The sequence below is a fragment of the Mesorhizobium sp. M0317 genome (assembly GCF_040321555.1).
Taxonomy (GTDB): domain Bacteria; phylum Pseudomonadota; class Alphaproteobacteria; order Rhizobiales; family Rhizobiaceae; genus Mesorhizobium.
The window spans coordinates 1-19,282 of the sequence record NZ_JAMYRV010000071.1 but is presented as its reverse complement, the minus strand read 5'-3'; the positions used below and the strand labels follow the sequence as shown (position 1 = coordinate 19,282).

Annotated in this window: 16 protein-coding genes; 14 read left to right on the top strand and 2 right to left on the bottom strand. The window is 62.0% G+C overall.

What is annotated here, in order from left to right; genetic code table 11:
- From NKI88_RS30645 to NKI88_RS30595, 11 genes are all read left to right on the top strand, one after another.
- The coding region (locus NKI88_RS30645; protein WP_352659120.1) for an Hsp20 family protein at positions 1-350 on the top strand (350 nt) is incomplete at its 5' end.
- 73 nt (positions 351-423) lie between these two features.
- Entirely contained in the window at positions 424-891 is a 468-nt protein-coding gene (locus tag NKI88_RS30640; protein WP_352659118.1) for a hypothetical protein, read from the top strand.
- A 489-nt stretch (positions 892-1,380) separates the two neighbouring features.
- Entirely contained in the window at positions 1,381-1,584 is a 204-nt protein-coding gene (secE, locus tag NKI88_RS30635) for a preprotein translocase subunit SecE (RefSeq protein WP_023667439.1), read from the top strand.
- A gap of 27 nt (positions 1,585-1,611) precedes the next feature.
- The gene (nusG, locus tag NKI88_RS30630) at positions 1,612-2,139 is read left to right on the top strand and encodes a transcription termination/antitermination protein NusG (RefSeq protein WP_006333333.1); all 528 of its coding nucleotides are present in this window, start codon (positions 1,612-1,614) and stop codon (positions 2,137-2,139) included.
- A 172-nt stretch (positions 2,140-2,311) separates the two neighbouring features.
- Positions 2,312-2,740, top strand: coding sequence for a 50S ribosomal protein L11 (gene rplK / locus NKI88_RS30625; RefSeq protein ID WP_006333334.1), 429 nt, complete (start codon positions 2,312-2,314; stop codon positions 2,738-2,740).
- A gap of 4 nt (positions 2,741-2,744) precedes the next feature.
- A complete protein-coding gene (gene rplA / locus NKI88_RS30620) occupies positions 2,745-3,443 on the top strand; it encodes a 50S ribosomal protein L1 (RefSeq protein WP_023667438.1) in 699 nt (232 codons plus the stop codon).
- A 374-nt stretch (positions 3,444-3,817) separates the two neighbouring features.
- On the top strand, positions 3,818-4,336 hold the full coding sequence (gene rplJ / locus NKI88_RS30615; protein ID WP_023667437.1) for a 50S ribosomal protein L10: 519 nt from the start codon (positions 3,818-3,820) through the stop codon (positions 4,334-4,336).
- Between the two features lie 54 nt (positions 4,337-4,390).
- Positions 4,391-4,768 carry a 50S ribosomal protein L7/L12 gene (gene rplL / locus NKI88_RS30610; RefSeq protein WP_023667436.1) on the top strand — a complete coding sequence of 126 codons (378 nt, stop codon included), beginning with the start codon at positions 4,391-4,393 and terminating at the stop codon, positions 4,766-4,768.
- A gap of 248 nt (positions 4,769-5,016) precedes the next feature.
- Complete coding sequence (rpoB, locus tag NKI88_RS30605) at positions 5,017-9,153, top strand: DNA-directed RNA polymerase subunit beta (protein WP_352659116.1); 4,137 nt, start codon at positions 5,017-5,019, stop codon at positions 9,151-9,153.
- Between the two features lie 147 nt (positions 9,154-9,300).
- Entirely contained in the window at positions 9,301-13,497 is a 4,197-nt protein-coding gene (rpoC, locus tag NKI88_RS30600) for a DNA-directed RNA polymerase subunit beta' (RefSeq protein WP_023667434.1), read from the top strand.
- A gap of 79 nt (positions 13,498-13,576) precedes the next feature.
- On the top strand, positions 13,577-14,242 hold the full coding sequence (locus NKI88_RS30595) for an O-methyltransferase (protein WP_352659114.1): 666 nt from the start codon (positions 13,577-13,579) through the stop codon (positions 14,240-14,242).
- A gap of 46 nt (positions 14,243-14,288) precedes the next feature.
- Here the strand turns inward: NKI88_RS30595 and NKI88_RS30590 are convergent, their stop codons facing one another.
- Together NKI88_RS30590 and NKI88_RS30585 are read right to left on the bottom strand one after the other, a co-directional pair.
- A complete protein-coding gene (locus tag NKI88_RS30590; RefSeq protein WP_352659112.1) occupies positions 14,289-15,224 on the bottom strand; it encodes a Gfo/Idh/MocA family protein in 936 nt (311 codons plus the stop codon).
- 105 nt (positions 15,225-15,329) lie between these two features.
- The gene (locus tag NKI88_RS30585; protein ID WP_352659110.1) at positions 15,330-15,611 is read right to left on the bottom strand and encodes a transcriptional regulator; all 282 of its coding nucleotides are present in this window, start codon (positions 15,609-15,611) and stop codon (positions 15,330-15,332) included.
- A 497-nt stretch (positions 15,612-16,108) separates the two neighbouring features.
- Between NKI88_RS30585 and rpsL the strand changes: the two genes are divergently transcribed.
- The 3 genes from rpsL to fusA are packed head-to-tail and all read left to right on the top strand — an operon-like array spanning position 16,109 to position 19,132.
- Positions 16,109-16,480, top strand: coding sequence for a 30S ribosomal protein S12 (gene rpsL / locus NKI88_RS30580; protein WP_006333356.1), 372 nt, complete (start codon positions 16,109-16,111; stop codon positions 16,478-16,480).
- Positions 16,481-16,540: 60 nt separating this feature from the next.
- Positions 16,541-17,011: a 30S ribosomal protein S7 gene (rpsG, locus tag NKI88_RS30575; RefSeq protein ID WP_008875664.1), complete on the top strand. Its 471-nt coding sequence runs from the start codon at positions 16,541-16,543 to the stop codon at positions 17,009-17,011.
- A gap of 30 nt (positions 17,012-17,041) precedes the next feature.
- On the top strand, positions 17,042-19,132 hold the full coding sequence (gene fusA, locus NKI88_RS30570; protein ID WP_023667430.1) for an elongation factor G: 2,091 nt from the start codon (positions 17,042-17,044) through the stop codon (positions 19,130-19,132).
- Positions 19,133-19,282: the final 150 nt, after the last annotated feature.

The following is a 19,282-nucleotide window of genomic DNA, read 5'->3' as shown; positions in this document are numbered from 1 at the left end:
AGAACGATTACCGTATCTCGATGGCCATCGCAGGCTTCAGCCAGGATGAGGTTGAGCTGACCCAGCATGGACCCGAACTGGTCGTAGTAGGCCAGAAGGCTGATGATCAGAGCGGACGCCAGCTGCTGCACCAGGGCATCGCATATCGCAGTTTCAGGCAGACGTTCAAGCTTGCCGACCACATGAAGATCAAGGCAGCAAACCTTGAGAAGGGTCTCCTGACCATCGACATCGTCCGTGAGATTCCCGAAGAGCTGAAGCCGCGCCGCATCAGCATCGGGGCCGGCGACGCCCAGGTGGGCGGCAAGCAGATCGCCCAGGATACGGAACGCACCCGCAAAGCGGCCTGATCGTATCGATTCAGTTATCCCTGCGGTCCGCCTCCCGGCTTCGGCCGGGAGGCCCAGATTGCGGAGAATGGAGATGGACAACTTCTACGAGACACCGACACTTTCTGCGGCACGCTCGGGCAAAATTGAAACTTCTTTGTGCCTGCTCGACAATCCAGACGACGTCATCAACCATCCACGCCTCAGCCGTGGAGAAAAGCGGGCACTGCTTTCCTCGTGGGCGTCCGATGCCTGCGCGGTGGAAAACCAGCCTGCCTTGCGCCGCCTGGACAACGGCACGGTAATCCCTGTCGACCAGATTCTGAGGGCGTTGAAGGCTCTCGATGAGAAACCCACGCTGGGGAAAGCGACTTCAGGCCGGGTGCTGCCTTGGCGACCCTCCTCGCGCCGCAGCGCTCTCAAAGCTTGGCGGTGTCGTGGCCGTTCTTTCGGCCCCGACGATGACGACGACCCGCCCCCGTGCCCGGCAGTGATCGCGCCGCGCCCACGCCCACCACGCGGAATCGGCGCAGTGGCCGGGGTCGAACTCGCCTGTGCCTGAACTAACCCTGGGTTGATCCAGCTGCCTCGCCAGGGGCAGATGGATTCCAACCTTGGGTGCTTCATTTGCTTTCCAACACAGCAGGTCGCAGGTTCGACCTCAACGCCATTTCCTCGAACTTGTAATCACGTGCCTGATCTTCCGGATGCATCCTCAGGAATTGGGGTCTGGCATTGAAAAACGGCAGGTGGCTTGCCATATTGGGCGAACTGAGGCATAAGGCCCCGATAGCCGGGACGGGACGACTGGATGGTTCCGAGGCGGCGTTTGGCCATAAAGCGGACACTTGCCACTTGCGTGGATCAAGAATCGGTTTTATGTAGACACAACAGACACGCGACGCGTGGAGCTGGGAAGCCGGCTTTACGCGTCCGATTTGCATGGGCGAAATGGCGCTGATTCGGCGCCGACTTGAACCCAGGCGGCACGTCCCGGCCAGCGGGATCATCCAGGAGACCCGGCCAACGGGTCTTGAAGACAGAGCGGCATATGGCTTCGAAAACCACAAATCCTTTCGTCTTTCTCCAGCAGGTCCGCGCGGAAACTGCCAAGGTGACTTGGCCGTCGCGCCGGGAGACGATGATCTCGACGGTGATGGTGCTCGTATTCGCGGTCATCGCGATGATCTTTTTCTTCACCGCCGACGTGGCCATGGGCTACGCGATCGAGCGGTTACTGAGCCTCGGCCATTAAGTCCGGCGATTACGGAGAAGTCTTGAAATGACCGCGCGCTGGTACATCGTCCACGCCTATTCGAACTTCGAAAAGAAGGTCGCCGAGGACATTGAGAACAAGGCCAAGCAGAAGGGCCTGTCCGCCGATATCGAGCAGATCGTGGTGCCGACCGAGAAGGTCGTCGAAATCCGCCGCGGCCGCAAGGTCGATGCCGAGCGCAAGTTCTTTCCGGGCTATGTGCTGCTCAAGGCCAATCTGACCGATGCGGTGTTCTCGCTGGTCAAGAACACGCCGAAGGTCACCGGCTTCCTCGGTGACTCCAAGCCGGTGCCGATCACCGAAGCCGAGGCGCAGCGCATCCTGAACCAGGTTCAGGAAGGCGTCGAGCGGCCGAAGCCCTCGGTCACTTTCGAGATCGGCGAGGCGATCCGCGTTTCGGATGGTCCGTTCGCCTCGTTCAACGGTTTCGTCCAGGAAGTGGACGAGGAGCGGGCGCGGCTCAAGGTGGAAGTTTCGATCTTCGGGCGCGCCGTGCCGGTCGATCTGGAATTCGGACAGGTCGAAAAGGGCTGATCCGAAAACCCTGCGCCGGTTCGCCGGCAAGGGGAGGCGGCGCGGAAAGCGCGCGGCCATGAACGGGTGGGAGGCGAATGCGGCTTTAGCCGGCCGCGCGGACCGCACCACCAGACTGCAACCGCCGGTGTTCCCGATACTGGGGCCGGCATGAGATAAAGGCAGGAAAGAGATGGCTAAGAAAATTGCAGGCCAGCTCAAGCTCCAGGTCAAAGCGGGATCGGCTACGCCGTCTCCGCCGATCGGCCCGGCACTTGGTCAGCGCGGCATCAACATCATGGAATTCTGCAAGGCGTTCAACGCGCAGACCCAGGAAATGGAAAAGGGATCGCCGATCCCGGTCGTCATCACCTATTACCAGGACAAGTCCTTCACCTTCGTCATGAAGACGCCGCCGGTGAGCTACTTCCTGAAAAAGGCGGCGAACTTGACTTCGGGTTCGAAAGAGCCGGGCAAGATCAAGGCCGGCACGATCGGCCGCGACAAGGTGCGCGCCATCGCCGAACAGAAGATGAAGGATCTGAACGCAAACGACGTCGAGGCGGCCATGCGCATGGTCGAGGGCTCCGCCCGCTCGATGGGTCTGGAAGTGGTGGGCTGAGATCATGGCAAAGATTGCAAAGCGTGTATCGAAGTCCCGCGACGGCATCGACCCCAACAAGGCCTATGCCCTTGGTGAGGCGCTGAAGCTGCTCAAGGACCGTTCGACGGTGAAGTTCGACGAGACCATCGAAGTTGCGATGAACCTCGGCGTCGACCCGCGCCATGCCGACCAGATGGTCCGCGGCGTGGTCAACCTGCCGAACGGCACCGGCCGCTCTGTCCGCGTCGCCGTGTTCGCACGTGGCGGCAAGGCCGATGAGGCTCGCGCCGCCGGCGCCGACATCGTCGGTGCCGAGGATCTGGTCGACATCGTCCAGAAGGGCACGATCGACTTCGATCGCTGCATCGCCACGCCGGACATGATGCCGCTGGTCGGCCGTCTGGGCAAGGTGCTGGGCCCGCGCGGCATGATGCCGAACCCGAAGGTCGGCACCGTCACCACCGACGTCGCCGCCGCCGTCAAGGCATCGAAGGGCGGCGCTGTCGAGTTCCGCGTCGAGAAGGCCGGCATCGTTCATGCCGGCGTCGGCAAGGTCTCGTTCGACGTCAAGGCGCTGGAAGAAAACGTCCGCGCCTTCGCCGATGCCGTGACCAAGGCAAAGCCGGCTGGCGCCAAGGGCAACTACGTCAAGAAGGTGTCGGTCACCTCGACGATGGGCCCGGGCCTCAAGCTCGACGTCTCGACGCTCGCAGCGTCTTGATACGAACATCTGGATCGGCTGCCAAGGCGCTGATCCGCAAGTGAATTCCGGGCCTCCGACTTGTCGGCGGCCCGGTACCGGAAGTCGAGAGGCTTCCGGACATCCTGTCCGAGATTGCAGGCGGCCCAGAAGCCTTAATTGAATTGGGCCTGCATGAGACGGGTGAAAACCGGACAACGGAGCGACAAGCTCCAATGAAAGGTTCGAACCGTGTTTGCCTTTTGTCTGCGCATCTCCGGCTTGCCGTCGATGTGGCGAAAGGGGGCAGGATCCTCGAGCGTCGTTCGGGAGATCTGTAATGGATGGCCCGGCCGGCAAAAAGGCAACCCGACGCCTGTCCCACTAGCGGGGCAGGGGTCAACTGGAGATAGGCAGTGGACAGAGCGGAAAAACGCGAACTCGTCACGGGCCTGAATGGTGCTTTTGCAGGCGCTGGTTCAGTCGTCGTGGCCCACTACGCCGGTATCACCGTCGCGCAAATGAACGACCTTCGGTCGAAAATGCGCGCTGCCGGTGGCACCGTCAAAGTCGCGAAGAACCGTCTCGCCAAAATCGCTCTTCAGGGCACGGACTCCGCATCGATCATCGACCTGTTCAAGGGACAGACGCTGATCGCTTATTCGGAGGATCCGATTGCGGCGCCGAAGGTCGCGTCCGATTTCGCCAAGGGAAATGACAAGTTGGTCATTCTCGGCGGCGCAATGGGCACCACCTCGCTCAACGCCGACGGTGTGAAGGCACTCGCCACACTTCCGTCGCTCGATGAGCTGCGCGCCAGGCTGGTTGGCATGATCGCCACGCCGGCAACCCGGATCGCCCAGATCGTCAATGCGCCAGCGGCTTCGGTCGCGCGCGTCATCGGCGCTTACGCCCGGAAGGACGAGGCGGCATGAGGCCGTTCCTCGCTATCACAAACACACGTTCGAACCTGATGAAGGAATACAACAATGGCTGATCTGGCAAAGATCGTAGACGACCTTTCGAAGCTGACCGTCCTCGAGGCGGCCGAACTGTCGAAGCTTCTGGAAGAAAAGTGGGGCGTTTCGGCTGCTGCTCCGGTGGCGGTTGCCGCTGCCGGCGGCGCTGCCGCTGCTGCTGCTCCGGCTGAGGAAAAGACGGAATTCGACGTCGTCCTCACCGAGGCAGGCGCTCAGAAGATCAACGTCATCAAGGAAGTCCGCGCCATCACCGGCCTGGGCCTCAAGGAAGCCAAGGATCTGGTCGAAGCAGCTCCGAAGCCGGTCAAGGAAGCCGTTTCCAAGGCTGACGCTGAGAAGTTCAAGGCCCAGCTGGAAGCAGCCGGCGCCAAGGTCGACCTGAAGTAAGCGTAAAAGCGGCGGGCGGCCTCGCGCCGTCCGCCACTCCCTTCACCAGAGGGGAGGATGCGTAGCGCGAGATGTACGAGAACCTCTTTCCTGAGGGCCGAAACCGGCCTTCAGGAAACGGGTTTTCTCCCGTTTTAGCCGTCGCCGCCAGGCGGCGGGAAACAGATCAGGGGCCGCCGCCGAGGTGGCCGCGCATGCAAGGTGAGCCGCGGCGAGGCTCGCCCCGAGTTTATAGCTAAGGAGCGACGATGGCCCAGACCCAGACTTTCAATGGCCGCAGACGCGTACGCAAGTTCTTCGGAAAGATTCCGGAAGTTGCGGAGATGCCGAACCTGATCGAGGTTCAAAAAGCATCCTATGACCAGTTCCTGATGGTGGCGGAGCCCAAGGGTGGGCGTCCGGACGAGGGACTGCAGGCCGTTTTCAAGTCGGTTTTCCCGATCTCCGATTTCTCCGGCTCCTCGATGCTGGAGTTCGTGAAGTACGAGTTCGAAGGACCGAAATTCGACGTTGACGAATGCCGTCAGCGCGACCTGACCTATGCCGCGCCACTCAAGGTGACGCTGCGCCTCATCGTGTTCGATATCGACGAGGATACCGGCGCAAAGTCGATCAAGGACATCAAGGAGCAGGACGTCTATATGGGCGACATGCCGCTCATGACGCTCAACGGCACCTTCATCGTCAATGGCACGGAGCGCGTCATCGTCTCGCAGATGCACCGTTCGCCGGGCGTCTTCTTCGACCATGACAAGGGCAAGTCGCACTCCTCGGGCAAGCTTTTGTTTGCGGCGCGCGTCATTCCCTATCGCGGTTCGTGGCTCGACATCGAGTTCGATTCCAAGGACGTCGTGCACGCCCGCATCGACCGCCGCCGCAAGATTCCGGTGACGTCGCTCTTGATGGCGCTCGGCATGGACGGCGAAGAAATCCTGTCGACCTTCTACAACAAGATCACCTACAAGCGCGCCGGTGACCACTGGCGCATCCCGTTCAACGTCGATCGTTTCCGCGGCCTGAAGGCCGTTGGCGACCTCGTCGATGCCGATACCGGCGAAGTTGTCGTCGAGGCCGGCAAGAAGATCACCGCCCGCCAGGCAAGAGCGCTTGGCGAAAAGGGTCTGAAGGCGATCAAGGCGACCGACGACGATCTGCTCGGCAACTACCTGGCCGAGGACATCGTCAACTACGGCACCGGCGAGATTTTCCTCGAAGCCGGCGACGAGATCGACGAAAAGACGCTGAAGGTGCTGCTCGGCACGGGCGAAAGCGAGATCAAGGTTCTCGACATCGACCACGTCAATGTCGGCGCCTACATCCGCAATACGCTCAACGTCGACAAGAACGAGAGCCGCCAGGACGCACTGTTCGACATCTATCGTGTCATGCGCCCGGGCGAGCCGCCGACGCTTGAAACCGCCGAAGCCATGTTCAACTCGCTGTTCTTCGACTCGGAGCGCTACGACCTGTCGGCCGTCGGCCGCGTCAAGATGAACATGCGCCTCGAGCTCAAGGCTGAGGACACCGTGCGCGTGCTGCGCAAGGACGACATCCTGGCGGTGGTCAAGACGCTGGTCGAACTACGCGACGGCAAGGGCGAGATCGACGACATCGACAATCTCGGCAACCGCCGCGTGCGTTCCGTCGGCGAGCTGATGGAGAACCAGTACCGCGTCGGCCTGCTGCGCATGGAGCGCGCGATCAAGGAACGTATGTCCTCGATCGAGATCGATACGGTGATGCCGCAGGACCTGATCAACGCCAAGCCGGCGGCTGCCGCCGTGCGCGAGTTCTTCGGTTCCTCGCAGCTGTCGCAGTTCATGGATCAGACCAACCCGCTGTCGGAGATCACCCACAAGCGCCGCCTGTCGGCACTTGGCCCGGGCGGTCTGACCCGCGAGCGCGCCGGCTTCGAAGTGCGCGACGTGCACCCGACGCATTACGGCCGCATCTGCCCGATCGAGACGCCGGAAGGCCCGAACATCGGTCTGATCAACTCGCTTGCGACCTTCGCGCGCGTCAACAAGTACGGCTTCATCGAAAGCCCGTACCGCAAGATCGTCAACGGCAAGCTGACCAATGAGGTCGTCTATCTCTCCGCTATGGAAGAGTCCAAGCACCACGTCGCGCAGGCCAATGCCGAGCTCGACAAGAATGGTGGTTTCGTCGACGAATTCGTCATTTGCCGCAGCGCCGGCGAAGTGATGATGGCGCCGCGCGAAAACGTCGATCTGATGGACGTGTCGCCCAAGCAGATGGTGTCCGTGGCCGCGGCGCTGATCCCGTTCCTCGAGAACGACGACGCCAACCGCGCGCTGATGGGCTCCAACATGCAGCGTCAGGCCGTGCCGCTGGTGCGCGCCGAAGCGCCGTTCGTAGGCACCGGCATGGAGCCGATCGTTGCCCGTGACTCGGGCGCCGCCATCGGCGCCCGCCGCGGCGGCATCGTCGACCAGGTGGACGCGACGCGTATCGTCATCCGCGCCACGGAAGATCTCGATCCCGGCAAGTCGGGCGTCGACATCTACCGGCTGATGAAGTTCCAGCGTTCGAACCAGAACACCTGCATCAACCAGCGTCCGCTGGTGCGCATGGGCGACCGCGTCAACAAGGGCGACATCATCGCCGACGGTCCGTCGACCGAGCTCGGCGATCTGGCGCTCGGCCGCAACGTGCTGGTCGCGTTCATGCCGTGGAACGGCTACAACTACGAGGACTCGATCCTGCTCTCCGAGCGCATCGTGGCCGACGACGTCTTCACCTCGATCCACATCGAGGAATTCGAGGTCATGGCCCGCGACACCAAGCTTGGACCGGAGGAAATCACACGCGACATTCCGAACGTTTCGGAAGAAGCGCTGAAGAACCTCGACGAAGCCGGCATCGTCTATATCGGCGCGGAAGTGCAGCCGGGCGACATCCTGGTCGGCAAGATCACGCCGAAGGGCGAAAGCCCGATGACGCCGGAAGAAAAGCTCCTGCGCGCCATCTTCGGTGAAAAGGCGTCCGACGTTCGCGACACCTCGATGCGCATGCCTCCGGGCACCTTCGGCACCGTCGTCGAAGTGCGCGTCTTCAACCGCCACGGCGTCGAGAAGGACGAGCGCGCCATGGCGATCGAACGCGAGGAGATCGAACGCCTCGCCAAGGACCGCGACGACGAGCAGGCGATCCTCGACCGCAACGTCTATTCGCGCCTTTCCGACGTTCTCGTCGGCAAGGAAGCGATTGCCGGGCCGAAGGGCTTCAAGAAGGGCTCGAAACTGTCGAAGGACACGCTTGACGAGTATCCGCGTTCGCAGTGGTGGCAGTTTGCGGTGGAGAACGAAAAGCTCCAGAGCGAACTGGAAGCCCTGCGTGGCCAGTACGACGATTCCAAGAAGGCGCTCGAGCAGCGCTTCATGGACAAGGTCGAGAAGGTCCAGCGCGGCGACGAAATGCCTCCGGGCGTCATGAAGATGGTCAAGGTCTTCGTGGCCGTGAAGCGCAAGATGCAGCCGGGCGACAAGATGGCCGGACGTCACGGCAACAAGGGTGTCGTGTCGCGGATCGTTCCGGTCGAGGACATGCCTTTCCTCGAGGACGGCACGCATGCCGATATCGTGCTCAACCCGCTGGGTGTGCCGAGCCGCATGAATGTCGGCCAGATCCTGGAAACCCATCTGGGCTGGGCATGCGCGGGCATGGGCAAGAAGATCGGCGAGCTGATCGACGCGTACAAGACGGCTGGAGACATCAAGCCGTTGCGCAAGACGCTCGAGAGCTTCATCCCGGCCAACGACCGCAACGAGCCGGTCCGCGAATATGACGACGAGAGCATCGTTCGCCTGAGCGAGCAGATGCGCCGCGGCGTCTCCATCGCGACACCGGTGTTCGACGGCGCGCATGAAGTCGACATCAACATCATGCTGGAGCAGGCGGGCCTGCACACCAGCGGTCAGTCGCAGCTCTATGACGGACGCACAGGCGAGCCGTTCGATCGCAAGGTGACGATGGGCTATATCTATATGCTCAAGCTTCACCACCTGGTGGACGACAAGATCCACGCGCGTTCGATCGGTCCCTACTCGCTCGTTACCCAGCAGCCGCTGGGCGGCAAGGCGCAGTTCGGTGGCCAGCGCTTCGGCGAAATGGAGGTCTGGGCGCTGGAAGCCTATGGCGCCGCCTACACGCTGCAGGAAATGCTGACGGTGAAGTCGGACGACGTCGCCGGCCGCACCAAGGTCTACGAGGCGATCGTGCGCGGCGACGACACGTTCGAGGCCGGCATTCCCGAGAGCTTCAACGTGCTCGTCAAGGAAATGCGGTCTCTCGGCCTCAATGTCGAGCTGGAGAACACCAAGCTCGACGACAACCCTGTCCGGCTGCCAGATGCTGCCGAATAGGGGCGCGGCCGAGTAAGCAAGACATCCGGTCGCGGAACGCCGCGACCGGATGCACCAAATTCTACGGCCAGTGGGCCGACCACTCAGCGGGCATTTGGCCCGCGTTAGATGCAAGGGGTTTTCGAGGACCCCGAAAAGGAGAACGGCATGAACCAAGAGGTCATGAATCTCTTCAATCCGCAGGCGCCGGCGCAGGTGTTCGATTCCATCCGGATATCGCTCGCCAGCCCTGAGAAGATTCTGTCCTGGTCGTTCGGCGAGATCAAGAAGCCGGAGACCATCAACTACCGCACCTTCAAGCCGGAGCGTGACGGTCTGTTCTGCGCGCGCATTTTTGGCCCGATCAAGGACTATGAATGCCTGTGCGGCAAGTACAAGCGCATGAAGTACAAGGGCGTCATCTGCGAAAAGTGCGGCGTCGAAGTCACGCTGTCGCGCGTTCGCCGCGAACGCATGGGCCACATCGAGCTGGCGGCACCTGTCGCTCACATCTGGTTCCTGAAGTCGCTGCCGTCGCGCATCGGCACACTGCTCGACATGACGCTGAAGGACATCGAGCGCGTCCTCTACTTCGAGAACTACATCGTCACCGAGCCTGGCCTCACCGCGCTGAAGGAGCACCAACTGCTCAGCGAGGAAGAGTACATGATCGCCGTCGACGAATATGGCGAGGATTCGTTCACCGCCATGATCGGCGCCGAGGCCATTCATGACCTTCTGGCCGGCATGGACCTGGAGAAGATCGCCGGCGACCTGCGTTCGGAACTGGCTTCGACCACGTCCGAGCTGAAGCAGAAGAAGTATCTGAAGCGACTCAAGGTCGTCGAGAACTTCATGGAGTCCGGCAACCGTCCGGAATGGATGATCATGAAGGTGGTTCCGGTGATCCCGCCGGACCTGCGCCCGCTGGTTCCTCTGGATGGTGGACGTTTCGCGACGTCCGACCTGAACGATCTCTATCGCCGCGTCATCAACCGCAACAACCGTCTAAAGCGGCTGATCGAGCTGCGCGCCCCCGGCATCATCGTGCGCAATGAAAAGCGCATGCTGCAGGAAGCCGTCGATGCGCTGTTCGACAACGGCCGTCGCGGCCGCGTCATCACCGGCGCCAACAAGCGTCCGCTGAAGTCGCTGTCCGACATGTTGAAGGGCAAGCAGGGCCGGTTCCGCCAGAACCTGCTCGGCAAGCGCGTCGACTATTCGGGCCGTTCGGTCATCGTCACCGGTCCGGAGCTCAAGCTGCACCAGTGCGGCCTGCCGAAGAAGATGGCGCTCGAACTGTTCAAGCCGTTCATCTACGCCCGCCTCGACGCCAAGGGGTTCTCCTCGACCGTCAAGCAGGCCAAGAAGCTGGTCGAGAAGGAGCGTCCGGAAGTCTGGGATATCCTCGACGAGGTCATTCGCGAGCATCCGGTGCTGCTGAACCGTGCGCCGACGCTGCACCGCCTCGGCATCCAGGCGTTCGAGCCGATCCTGATCGAAGGCAAGGCGATCCAGCTGCATCCGCTGGTCTGCACGGCCTTCAACGCCGACTTCGACGGCGACCAGATGGCCGTTCACGTGCCGCTGTCGTTGGAAGCGCAGCTTGAAGCCCGCGTGCTGATGATGTCGACCAACAACATCCTGCACCCGGCTTCCGGCGCGCCGATCATCGTGCCTTCGCAGGACATGGTCCTGGGTCTCTACTATCTCTCGATCGTCAATCAGAACGAGCCGGGCGAAGGCATGGTGTTTGCCGACATGGGCGAACTCCAGCACGCGCTCGAGACCAAGGCGGTGACGCTGCACTCCAAGATCAAGGGTCGCTTCCGCACGGTCGACGCCGAAGGCAAGGTCGTGTCGAAAATCTACGACACCACGCCTGGCCGCATGATCATCGGCGAACTGCTGCCGAAGAACGTCAACGTGCCTTACGAGACCGCCAACCAGGAGATGACCAAGAAGAACATCTCCAAGATGATCGACACCGTCTACCGCCACTGCGGTCAGAAGGAGACGGTCATTTTCTGCGACCGCATCATGGCCCTCGGCTTCAGCCACGCCTGCCGCGCCGGCATTTCGTTCGGCAAGGACGACATGCTGATCCCGGACGCCAAGATCAAGCTGGTTTCCGACACCGAAGCTTTGGCCAAGGAATACGAGCAGCAGTACAATGACGGCCTGATCACTCAGGGCGAGAAGTACAACAAGGTCGTCGACGCCTGGGCCAAGTGCTCGGAAAAGGTCGCCGACGAGATGATGGCCCGCATCAAGGCCGTCGAGTTCGAGGACAGTGGCCGTCAAAAGCCGATGAACTCGATCTACATGATGTCGCATTCGGGTGCGCGTGGTTCGCCCACCCAGATGCGTCAGCTCGCCGGCATGCGCGGCCTGATGGCAAAGCCCTCGGGTGAAATCATCGAGACGCCGATCATCTCGAACTTCAAGGAAGGCCTGACCGTGCTCGAGTACTTCAACTCGACCCACGGCGCCCGCAAGGGTCTGGCCGACACCGCCTTGAAGACGGCGAACTCGGGTTACCTCACCCGTCGTCTGGTCGACGTGGCGCAGGACTGCATCGTCAACTCCGTGGATTGCGGCACCGACAAGGGCCTCACCATGCAGCCGATCGTCGATGCCGGTCAGGTCGTCGCTTCGGTCGGCCAGCGCGTGCTGGGCCGCACCTCGCTCGACGACATCACGCATCCGGTTTCGGGTGAGGTTCTGGTCAAGGCCGGAACGCTGATGGACGAACGTGACGTGGAAAAGATCGAAAAGGCCGGCGTGCAGTCGGTCCGCATTCGCTCGGCACTGACCTGCGAGGTCAGGATCGGCGTCTGTGCGGTCTGCTACGGACGCGATCTTGCCCGCGGCACCCCGGTCAACCAGGGCGAAGCCGTCGGCGTCATCGCGGCGCAGTCGATCGGCGAGCCGGGCACCCAGCTCACCATGCGTACCTTCCACATGGGCGGTACGGCGCAGGTGGTGGACAGCTCGTTCCTTGAAGCCTCGTATGAGGGCAAGGTCGAGATCCGCAACCGCAACGTGGTGCGCAACTCGGACGGCCAGCAGATGGTCATGGGCCGCAACATGGCGGTGCTGATCCTCGACGAAGCCGGCAAGGAGCGTGCCTCGCATCGCCTTACCTATGGTTCGCGCATCTTCGTGGACGATGGCGACAAGGTGAAGCGCGGCCAGCGTATCGCCGAATGGGATCCCTATACCCGCCCTGTCCTCACCGAAATCGAGGGCAAGGTGTCGTACGAGGATCTGGTCGACGGCATTTCCGTTCAGGAAACGGCCGACGAATCGACCGGCATCACCAAGCGCGAGGTCATCGACTGGCGCTCGACGCCACGCGGCAACGACCTCAAGCCGGCGATCGCCATCCTTGACCCCAAGGGCAAGGTCGGCAAGCTGTCGAAGGGCGGCGACGCCCGCTTCCTGCTCTCGGTAGAGGCCATTCTTTCGGTCGAGCCGGGTTCGCAGGTTCGTCCCGGCGACGTTTTGGCGCGTATCCCAATGGAAAGCGCCAAGACCAAGGACATTACCGGCGGTCTGCCGCGTGTTGCCGAACTGTTCGAGGCACGTCGTCCGAAGGATCACGCCATCATCGCCGAGATCGATGGCACGATCCGCTTCGGCCGCGACTACAAGAACAAGCGCCGCATCATCATCGAGCCGCATGACTCGACGCTTGAGCCGGTCGAATACCTGATCCCGAAGGGCAAGCCGTTCCATCTCCAGGACGGCGACGTCATCGAGAAGGGCGACTACATCCTCGACGGCAATCCGGCGCCGCACGACATCCTGGCGATCAAGGGCGTGGAAGCACTTGCTTCCTACCTCGTGAACGAAATCCAGGAAGTCTACCGTCTGCAGGGCGTGTCGATCAACGACAAGCACATCGAGGTGATCGTTCGCCAGATGCTGCAGAAGGTCGAGATCACGGTGCAGGGCGACTCGACCTACATTCCGGGCGACCACGTCGATGTGATAGAACTGGAAGAGGTCAACGAGCGCCTGGTCGAGGACGGCAAGAAGCCGGCCGAAGGCCAGCCGGTGCTGCTGGGCATAACCAAGGCCTCGCTGCAGACGCCTTCCTTCATCTCGGCCGCCTCCTTCCAGGAGACGACCAGGGTGCTGACCGAAGCTGCGGTTGCCGGCAAGACCGACATGCTGCAGGGCCTGAAGGAAAACGTCATCGTCGGCCGGCTGATCCCGGCCGGTACCGGCGGCACGATGAGCCAGATCCGGCGCATCGCCACCTCGCGCGACGAACTGATCATCGACGAGCGCCGCAAGGCCTCCGGTGTCGAGGTCGCCGAGCCGATGCTGACCGACATGGTCAACGCCGCGCAGTAAGCGCGGTAGGACGAGAAGAAGGAAGGGGGCCCCAGTGGCCCCTTTTCGCGTTTTGACCCCTAATCGAATCGAGGAAAACATGAGCAAGAAGGTTTGGACTGACGTCGACGACTACATCGTTTCCTCTCTCTTCGAGGCGGATCCCGTCCTTGACGCGGTGCTTGCGGCCAACCGCGACCAGGGCCTGCCGGCCATCGACGTATCGCCGGCGCAGGGCAAGCTGCTGTCGCTGCTGGTCCGCATCAGCGGCGCCAGGAAGGTGCTGGAGATCGGCACGCTTGGCGGCTACTCGACCATCTGGATGGCAAGGGGATTGCCCGTCGGCGGCAAGATCGTGACGCTCGAACTCGAGCCGCATCATGCAAAAGTCGCGCACTCGAATCTCGAGCGGGCAGGGGTGTCGGACAAGGTCGAGCTCAGGATCGGCCCCGCGCTTCAGTCGCTTGAGACGCTGGCTGTCGAAAATGCCGGTCCGTTCGATCTGATCTTCATCGACGCCGACAAGCCGAACAATCCGAATTATCTGTCATGGGCCATGCGCCTGTCGCGGCCGGGGACGGTCATCATCTGCGACAACGTCATCCGCGACGGCACCGTGCTCAACGACGATGGCCGTGACGCCTATGTCGAAGGCGCACGCGGTGCGTTTTCCTTCATCGGCGGCGACAAGCGCCTGGACGGCACCGCAATCCAGACCGTCGGCGCCAAAGGCTATGACGGCTTTGCGATTGCGATCGTCGAGTAAGGCTGCATGGTGAGTGTCCGGACTGCGGTGCGGCAGAACTCATCGTTCAATCGAAGAACGCTTCCACCACATTGCGCTTGCCGAGCATGAAGGCGTCGGCCACGTGCTGCAGGGGTGCCAAATCGACATCGGAGACGCCGTCGCGTACGATTTCAGCGAAGCGCCGGTAAAGCTGGGGATATTCGGCCTCCGGCTCGTCGTGAACCACCTTGCCGTCGATGGCGAGCCTGGTGCCGCCGCCGGACAGCACCATCTTGCCCTTGTCGGTGTCGGCCAGGATGTCCCAGCTCTGTGGTCCCGTCTGCAGCCAGTCGAGCTCCATGGTCACCGGCAACCCATCCGAGGTACGGAAGGTCACGTGGGCCGCCACAGGCGAGGCGCGGTTTTCCGGGAAGTCGAGGACGGCCGAGGTGATGAACATCGCCGGCAGGATGTGGGTTGCGATCGACAGTGCGTTTATGCCGGGATCGAAGACGCCGAAACCGCCCGGCGCCCAGATCCAATCCTGGTTCGGATGCCAGCGGCGGACATCTTCCTTCCAGACGATGGCAGCCGAGTTGACCTTGGCCGACGCCAGGAAGGCGCGCGCGGCCTCCACTGCCGGCGCGTAGCGCGAATGCCAGCTGGCGAACAGTGAAACGCCATTGGCTGCCGCCAGCCGCTTCAGGTCCTCGACCTCACTGACCGTGGCGCCCGGCGGCTTCTCCAGGAAAACATGCTTCTTCGCCATCAGCGCGGTGCGTGCCGCGTCGTACCGGAACTGCGGCGGCATGCACAGCGACACGGCCTCGAGTTCCGGCACCGCGTCGAGCATCGCCTCGATGGTCGGAAAATTCGGGATGCCGTCCACCTTGCCGTGCCGGCTGGCGGCGGCGATGAGGCGGTAGTCCGCATCCTTGGCCACTGCCGGCAGATGCTGGTCGCGCACGATCTTGCCGACGCCGACGATGCCGAGCTTGATGGGACCATTGTTCGAGGGCATGGGAACTCCGCGGATTCGAATTTGGCTGGTAAGTCGCGCGGTTCTTAGCAGAGAACCGGTGCCGGGCAAGCCGGCGCGGTGACAGGCGCAAGCAGCCGGCGACGCTCAGAGCGGAACCTCGAACGTAACGATCGACACTTCGCCTTCGAGCGCGCCCTGGAAGGCCGACAGATGCGGCTCCTCGTCGGGTACGCCCTCGATATCGCCGATCTGGTCGAGCTCAGCTTCGGCATAGCCTTCGGCGGCGAGCGATTCGAGCGCCCGGCGCACGGCCGAATCGTCGTCGGGCGCAACCAGCATCACATGGACGCCTTCCGGCTTGCCGCCCTTTTTTTTCCAGACCCGGCCGGTGACGATGGTGACCGGGCGCTCCTCATTGTCGTTCACGGGCTGATTCCTTTTGAGACGGGTGCGGGCGAGGGGATTTGCGCTGTCCATGGCGCCTTTTGCCATGAAGAACCCGCGCATGACAGCCAAAAGCCGGTCACTTTTCTTGTCTGCGCGGGTCACTTTCTTCCTCTGCCTTGCAAAATGAAGAAAGAAAATTTACATGCGTCTTTCACATGGCTGCCAAGCCGTCGTCAGCGCGCAATATTTGGCGTGCCGGGGTTGACGGTTCACGGTCTTGCGAGTAGAAGCCGCCCAGTCAGAACCGATGTGAGGCTCTCCCTTCCGAAGCGACACGCCTTGGAGTTTGCCTCAAACAGGGTTCGTTTTACGAGCGAAAAGACATTTCCGGCGCGCATGAAGCGGTTCCCGCTTCCTCTGCATTTTGTTCGGGCAGGACCGCGAGGCGCGGTTTATGGCCCGAATTTGCGTATGGAATTGGCGCTTTGAGCGGCCCTGACCGGGCGAGACACGGAATTGAGAGACAAGAGGGTTTAATGCCTACCGTCAACCAGCTGATCCGCAAGCCGCGCATTGCGCCAGTGAAGCGCAACAAGGTCCCGGCCATGCAGCAGAACCCGCAGAAGCGGGGCGTCTGCACGCGCGTCTATACAACGACGCCGAAGAAGCCGAACTCGGCACTGCGCAAGGTGGCCAAGATCCGCCTGACCAACGGCTTTGAAGTGATCGGCTACATCCCCGGCGAAGGCCACAACCTTCAGGAACACTCCGTGGTCATGATCCGCGGCGGCCGCGTCAAGGATCTTCCGGGCGTGCGCTACCACATCATCCGCGGCGTGCTCGACACGCAGGGCGTGAAGAACCGCAAGCAGCGCCGTTCGAAGTACGGCGCCAAGCGTCCGAAGTAAGATTTTCCGGCCCTGGCGCTGCTTGAATGCGTCGGGCTACGAGATTGAGAGACAAAAGCCATGTCGCGTCGTCACAGTGCAGAAAAGCGTGAGATCAATCCGGACCCGAAGTTCGGCGATCTGATCGTCACCAAGTTCATGAACGCCGTCATGTATGACGGCAAGAAGTCGGTTGCCGAGACCATCGTCTACGGTGCGCTCGACCAGGTTCAGTCGAAGACCAAGCAGGAGCCGGTCACCGTCTTCCATCAGGCGCTCGACAATGTCGCGCCGCATGTGGAAGTCCGGTCGCGCCGCGTCGGCGGCGCCACCTACCAGGTTCCGGTCGATGTGCGCCCCGAGCGCCGCCAGGCCCTGGCGATCCGCTGGCTGATCGCCGCGGCCCGCAACCGCAACGAGACCACCATGGTCGACCGCCTCTCCGGAGAGCTGATGGACGCGGCTAATAACCGCGGCACCGCCGTGAAGAAGCGTGAAGACACCCACAAGATGGCAGAAGCCAACCGCGCTTTCGCGCACTACCGCTGGTAAAGCGCGAACGAGACTGAGAAGGCATCCACGATGGCCCGCGAATACAAAATCGAAGACTACCGCAATTTCGGTATCATGGCGCATATTGACGCCGGCAAGACGACGACCACCGAGCGCGTCCTCTATTACACGGGCAAGTCGCACAAGATCGGCGAAGTCCACGACGGCGCTGCCACCATGGATTGGATGGAGCAGGAGCAGGAGCGCGGCATCACCATCACGTCCGCCGCCACCACGACCTTCTGGAAGGGTCGCAGCGGCAAGATGTACCGCTTCAACATCATCGACACTCCCGGACACGTCGACTTCACCATCGAAGTCGAGCGTTCGCTGCGCGTGCTCGACGGCGCCATTGCGCTGCTCGATGCCAATGCCGGTGTCGAGCCGCAGACCGAGACTGTCTGGCGCCAGGCCGACAAGTATAAAGTTCCGCGCATGATCTTCTGCAACAAGATGGACAAGATCGGCGCCGACTTCTACCGCTCGGTCGAGATGATCGGCTCGCGTCTTGGTGCGCATGCCGTCGTCATGCAGCTGCCGATCGGCGCCGAGACCGAGTTCAAGGGTGTCGTCGATCTCGTCGAGATGAACGCGCTGGTCTGGCGCGACGAGACGTTGGGCGCTGCCTGGGACGTCGTCGAGATCCCTGCCGACCTTCAGGCCCGGGCCGAAGAATACCGCGAGAAGATGATCGAAGCCGCCGTCGAAATGGACGAGACGGCCCTCGAGAATTACCTCGAAGGCAAGATGCCGTCGAATGACGAGATCCGCGCGCTGATCCGCAAGGGCACCATCGCGGTCAAGTTCTACCCGATGTTCTGTGGCTCGGCCTTCAAGAACAAGGGCGTGCAGCCGCTGCTCGACGCCGTCGTCGAATACCTGCCGTCGCCGGCCGATGTTCCCGCCATCAAGGGCGTCGACGCCAAGACCGATGCCGAGATCGAGCGTCATGCCGACGACAACGAGCCGCTGTCGATGCTGGCCTTCAAGATTATGAACGACCCGTTCGTCGGTTCGCTGACCTTTGCCCGCATCTATTCGGGCAAACTGACCAAGGGCATCTCGGTCGATAACACCGTCAAGGGCAAGAAAGAGCGCATCGGCCGCATGCTGCAGATGCATGCGAATTCGCGCGCCGACGTCGAAGAAGCCTTTGCCGGCGACATCGTTGCTCTGGCCGGCCTCAAGGACACGACCACCGGCGATACGCTCAGCGATCCGCTGCACCCGGTCATCCTCGAGCGCATGGAATTCCCCGATCCGGTCATCCAGATCGCCATCGAGCCGAAGACCAAGAACGACCAGGAAAAGATGGGCCTCGCCCTTCACCGCCTGGCCGCCGAGGATCCGTCATTCCGCGTCAAGACCGACGAGGAAAGCGGCCAGACCATCATTTCGGGCATGGGCGAACTTCACCTCGACATCATCGTCGACCGCATGCGCCGCGAGTTCAAGGTCGAGGCCAATGTCGGCGCGCCGCAGGTGGCTTACCGCGAGACCATCACCCGCAGGCACGAGCAGGACTACACCCACAAGAAGCAGACCGGCGGTACCGGTCAGTTCGCTCGCGTCAAGATCGTGTTCGAACCGAACCCGGAAAGCTCGGAGTTCGAATTCGAGACCAAGATCGTCGGCGGTGCGGTTCCCAAGGAATACATCCCGGGTGTCGAAAAGGGCATCAACAGCGTCATGTCGTCGGGTCCGTTCGCGGGCTTCCCGATGATCGGCGTCAAGGCGACGCTTATCGACGGCGCTTACCACGATGTCGACTCCAGCGTCCTGGCGTTCGAAATCGCCGGCCGCGCCTGCTTCCGTGAAGCTGCACCCAAGCTTGGCGTGCAACTGCTCGAGCCGATCATGAAGGTCGAAGTCGTGACGCCGGAAGACTATGTCGGCAGCGTCATCGGCGACCTGAACGGCCGTCGTGGCCAGATCCAGGGCCAGGAAGCGCGTGGCGTGGCTGTCGTCATCAACGCGATGGTGCCGCTGGCCAACATGTTCAAGTACGTCGACAACCTGCGCTCGATGAGCCAGGGCCGCGCTGCCTACACGATGCAGTTCGATCACTATGAGCCTGTGCCGACCGCGGTCGCCCAGGAAGTCCAGAAGAAATACGCGTAACCCCAGCGGGTTGCATCGGTAACTTAATTCAAGGCCCGTACGGGCGAGCAGATTGGAGACATCACATGGCAAAAGGTAAATTCGAGCGTAACAAGCCTCATGTGAACATTGGCACGATTGGCCACGTCGATCATGGCAAGACGTCGCTGA